The organism is Bartonella sp. AA23NXGY, from assembly GCF_042197165.1.
Lineage (GTDB): Bacteria > Pseudomonadota > Alphaproteobacteria > Rhizobiales > Rhizobiaceae > Bartonella.
On the sequence record NZ_JBHIRO010000041.1, the window covers coordinates 1 to 4740 of the forward strand.

Annotated in this window: 4 protein-coding genes, 1 tRNA gene and 3 pseudogenes; 6 read left to right on the forward strand and 2 right to left on the reverse strand. The window is 37.4% G+C overall.

From position 1 onward, the window contains the following. Positions 1-1041 (reverse strand): annotated as a pseudogene (locus ACFINY_RS09360) (filamentous hemagglutinin); the annotation flags it as partial. Between the two features lie 177 nt (positions 1042-1218). Here ACFINY_RS09360 and ACFINY_RS09365 point away from each other — a divergent pair. The 4 genes and pseudogenes from ACFINY_RS09365 to ACFINY_RS09380 all read left to right on the forward strand — a co-directional run. Next, positions 1219-1326, forward strand: a pseudogene (locus tag ACFINY_RS09365) (exonuclease); the annotation flags it as partial. 118 nt (positions 1327-1444) lie between these two features. Further along, entirely contained in the window at positions 1445-1663 is a 219-nt protein-coding gene (locus ACFINY_RS09370) for a hypothetical protein (RefSeq protein ID WP_375630827.1), read from the forward strand. Between the two features lie 6 nt (positions 1664-1669). Continuing rightward, positions 1670-2266 (forward strand): annotated as a pseudogene (locus tag ACFINY_RS09375) (tyrosine-type recombinase/integrase). A 942-nt stretch (positions 2267-3208) separates the two neighbouring features. Continuing rightward, positions 3209-3298, forward strand: a tRNA-Ser gene (locus ACFINY_RS09380). Between the two features lie 101 nt (positions 3299-3399). Here ACFINY_RS09380 and ACFINY_RS09385 read toward each other — a convergent pair. Next, positions 3400-3768 (reverse strand): helix-turn-helix domain-containing protein, encoded by a 369-nt coding sequence (locus ACFINY_RS09385; protein ID WP_273787997.1) that lies wholly within the window; start codon positions 3766-3768, stop codon positions 3400-3402. A 190-nt stretch (positions 3769-3958) separates the two neighbouring features. Between ACFINY_RS09385 and ACFINY_RS09390 the strand changes: the two genes are divergently transcribed. Continuing rightward, complete coding sequence (locus ACFINY_RS09390; RefSeq protein ID WP_375612632.1) at positions 3959-4234, forward strand: type II toxin-antitoxin system RelB/DinJ family antitoxin; 276 nt, start codon at positions 3959-3961, stop codon at positions 4232-4234. 13 nt (positions 4235-4247) lie between these two features. Continuing rightward, a complete protein-coding gene (locus ACFINY_RS09395) occupies positions 4248-4529 on the forward strand; it encodes a type II toxin-antitoxin system YafQ family toxin (protein ID WP_273787998.1) in 282 nt (93 codons plus the stop codon). Positions 4530-4740 lie beyond the last annotated feature (211 nt).

Sequence of the window (4740 nt, forward strand, 5' to 3'; positions counted from 1 at the left end):
ACCATCGGGGCTTCTAGGGATGCCAATTGTTCTTCACTCAAAGCCTCACCAAAGGGGAGATTGTGGGCTTTTGCATAGTCTGCCCCGACATCCAGCAAAGTTTTGACTTGTTCAATGGCATCACTTCCAGGAATAAAGGAGCCTTTACCCAAACCTTGACCCACAAGATCACGCATTTGTTTTTCAATCAATTCCTTTTCGAAATAAGCATCGCCTAAGAAAAAAATCTCTCTGTCAGGATTGTAACCAATTCTGTTCAAATAATAGGCTGAGCCATAAAACTTGCCGACATCAAGAAATTCTGCCCGCGTTTCATAAATGAAATTTTGATTGGGTAGCGTGCCCCCAACACCCCCCGATTGGGGCTTTGGTAAAGGGAGCCCCTCAGACAGTTCTCCTGCATTATTGAGATCCACTTTTGGTGTAAAGAGAGCATCAACCCCAGTTAAACCACTTAAGGACTCCAGTGGATTGCCTTCAACTGCTTGTGCTTTAAAATGCGCATCCCCTGTAATCGAACCTTCCGCTGCCGTGTTATTGAGTTGATCGACCACCAAATTCAACGTGCCACCCGCTTGGACAAGACCAGGAACGCTCTCCAAAGCTTCTGAACCAATCTGGCGATCCTTGCCATTGGCTATATCTAAAGAAACATCGCGGCTTCCATCAGCTTTATAACCATAACAATAACCATCCTGGGTATTGGCATTACAACCCATATAGGTTTTTTTATAAGCCGTTGCACCTAAATTGGTCAGCGTCTTGGCTTGGATATCGGCATTTCCCCCCGCTTCTATAGTGCTATAATGGTTGTCAATGGTATCAGCGTTAATGATGAGATTGCCACTAGATTGTATTACCCCCGAAACAGTTGGTTTATGCGAAAATGCTTGTGTGACAGTCTTTTCTGTATCATGTGAGATAAATTATTCCATCGGTACCCTTGAAAAAAAGCGAACTTTCACTCTCTTCATTCCAAGTAAATGCCTTGTATACTATCTCATCTTCTAAAGTTATCTTACCATAAGTTGCCTCTTTGTTGGGCAAAGAATTTTTAAAGTGAAAATCACATATGTTTCCTGAACATTCAACTTCCTCATAGGAAACGGCCCACATTTCTACCCTCAACTCATTTGCTACACTTGTTGTATGATACAAAATCGCATTTTCAATTGGATCAAACCCCTCTGGTTTTTGGAATGCGATGGTGACTTCTTCCGTTTTTTCCGTGATGATCAACAAATTGAACAGATCAATCAAGTTGTTGAAGCCTTTTTAGCAGAGATAGAACGAGAGATACAACAACTCTCAACAAAAGCTGCTTAACCTTATGGGGTGTTTTGTTCCCCGCATATCTACGAGCACCCCCACCCTTCCTAACACTTTCAAGTAATGCGTGATTCACGCCACACGTGAATTGCATCTCAATGTAAGGAGAAAAGATATGGCGCCTCGTCCAGCTGCTATAACGCAACCAGCCATTGCACGCGCTTTAAGAGAAGCTAAAAAACAAGGTTGCGAACTCATAGAAATCAAACCTACCGGTGAACTGCTTATCTATCTTAAAGCAGATATTCCAATACCAAATTCAGTTAGCCACCCAGACAAACTTTTAGATTTGTCAAAGAATGAATATTACGAAACCGCACTCTCTAAGATGTAAAATACCATGCCTAAACCACGTCCTCCTCATCTCGTTAAACAAATTACTCAACATGGCAAAATTGTATGGTATGTACGTATTGGTCATGGCAAACGCATTAGAATACGCGGTACCTATGGAACGCAAGAGTTTGTTGATAACTACAAAAGCGCACTTGCCGAGTTACAAGGGCTTATACTTCCTAAATCAAAAACCGGTAAACTTGTTGAAGGTTCATTTGCATGGCTGCTTAAACAATACTTTAACAGCTCTAATTGGCATAGCTACACTAAAGCTACAAAAAAACAAAAAGAACTCAATCCTTATGAAGGTATGTGATTGGAGAAGAAACATTCATTTGTGGTAAGAAGGTAAAAACTAGTTAAAGAAAGTTTTGGCAACCTTTTTCGTGAGGCTTGTAACGTAGCGGGAATCGAAAAATCAGCACATGGCTTAAGAAAATTAGCAGCAACACGCGCAGTTAATTCTGGTGCAACAGTATCACAATTCAAAGCAATTTTTGGCTGGACAAATGATGCTATGGCATCTCTTTACACAAAGAGCGCAGACCGTAAAAAACTCGCTCTTGAAGCCATAAAAAAGCTTCAAAAAGATGAGGGATAGAGGCAAAAAAACTCAATAGAATCAGGAATAACCTATTCTCTCATATTAGACATAAATATTTTATTTTACACATACTTGTGATGAATCGGCTTTTAAAACTTTGTCTTTTAAAGTTTACGCTTTCTGACTCTGCATAATTTAGCGTTTTTAAGTTCTATTCTTGAAAAACTATGTAATACCTTCACAAACTATCTATTGATCTAAGGGTATTGCTCAATAATTTTTTCTTCCATTCAAATTAACTTTTTGCTTATCCCACAGAAAAAGCATTACAAATATACCTAATTTCCAGCCATATCTAGAAGAGATTTTAAACTATCGATGCAAATCTTACATAAAATTTTATTCAAATAGTGCAAATCAGCCATTCCCTCCAAGGTACTCTTTAGACGCACTAAATATCTGAATATTTTTATTTAAAAACTTAAAATCTTTTAAAGAGTTTTCTTATTGAATTGTACTTAATTTAAACTCAATAAAAACTTTCCTTGAATATATATGTCATTTTTACAAATTTATCTCTCATAAACTGTCAGAGTAATAACATTTTCTTTTCGCCAATATGAATGATCTAAATAAAATAAATATCTGGAAAGGTAAAATAATCCAAAAATACACGACCGGAATTTAATATAATTTATCAAACATTTTCAACTAAACATTTCTTATTATTACGAAAACGATTGTTAGAACTTAAAAAAAATATTGCTTTGTAGAAAATTTTTAAACAGGAAAAAAATGATAAATATCATAATTACCTTTCATTTTTTCAGAAAAAACTATCATGTTTAAAAATGAAACTCTTAGATAACACACTCAAAGAATTAACTTATGAAGAATTATTTTAATTGAAACTTAAATAGTTTTACAAAGAACGCTTTAAAATGCGTATTAAAATGATTGACCTTTTACAAGAAATTTGTCAAAAAGCATATCTAGTGTGGAGGGGTGGCCGAGCGGTTTAAGGCACCGGTCTTGAAAACCGGCGTGCAGGAGACTGTACCGTGGGTTCGAATCCCACCCCCTCCGCCACAGCACTTTTATGGTGCTATAACTTATTGATTTCATGTGTGTTTTTTCAAGGTGCGGGATTCGTAAATAAAGGTTCGGGAATAGGATTCTCGAACATGCTTCTACGAAGCGCATGCTTGTTTGCTAACTTTCTCTAATAATTTTTTAAATTCTGCTAAATCCTGTTGTGAAAGATTATGTAAATTTCTAACAAACATGCCAACAATTTCACGACTCAACGGATTAGAAGGCTTTATAGTGAAGCTTTTACGACAAGCATCCGATTCTCTTCTCAAAATTTCTGCTACCTCTTGATCTAAAGTATAGAGTTCAATTATCTTTTCCTCTAATCCTACAGGAACAGATCTTTTGCCAATTTCTACAGATGATAAAAATGCTACAGATATATCTAATTTTTTAGCCATATCTAAAAGGCGTTCTGAATGATCAATGCGAAGTTTGCGTAAGGTTTTACCAAATGGTGTTGGCATCTAAAAAATCCTATTAAAAAAGAAGCTCTCTCGTGATTCTAGCAGAAATTCTCAGGTTTTGGTTAGCTCCTTTTAAAAATTGACTTCCTACCCTCCTTAATACACAAGGTTGTATAGCATGACGGATAAATCTCTTGACATAGGTTTGAAATGTAGTACATTGTAGTACAATTAAGTAGGAGGTTTAGTAATGGGAAAAATTCAAGCCCGCATACCTGATGAAGTTCAAGAAATTGCAAGTGCAGTTATTAAGTCTACGGGTTTAACTATATCGGATGCAGTGCGCATGTTTATGACCCGCATTGCTAGAGATAGAGCATTACCACTTGATCTATTCCAACCAAATCCGGAAACATTACAAGCTATCGAGGATGCCGAAATGGGACGCGTCGAACGTACATCATTAGACGGCTTAAGGACCATGATACGCTCAGATAGAACCGAAGCACGTAAATCTGAAAAGTAAACCTAAGCTTGCTATGCGGGAAATTGTCTATACGCGTTCATTCCGCCGTGACCTTAAACGTGAAAGCAAAGGTAAATATGCTAATGCACTAGAGGAGGATTTGCTGCTTGTGGTCAAAGCGTTAGCGGAGAATGAACCGCTAAAGGCGCATTGGAGAGATCATGCACTAACAGGTCAGTGGCGCAATTGTCGTGATTGTCACATAAAGCCGGATTTAGTTTTGATCTATCGAAAGCCAGATGCCAAAACACTAGAGCTTTTACGACTTGGTTCCCATTCTGAACTGCGTTTATAATTGGATCTCCAATTCATAGTAATAAAGAATTTTACGAAATTTTTTCTTTTATGACAGTTGTTCAGTTCTTTGAAAACCACTGCTTTAAATGTGCAATGACATTATCTAGCGCGTCCATGAGGCGTGCAAAATCGAGGATAAGCAAAAAAAGAAAAAATGCTATCCACTTCATCAAGCGAGACATCATTTTCACGCTTTGATAGGTGATGAT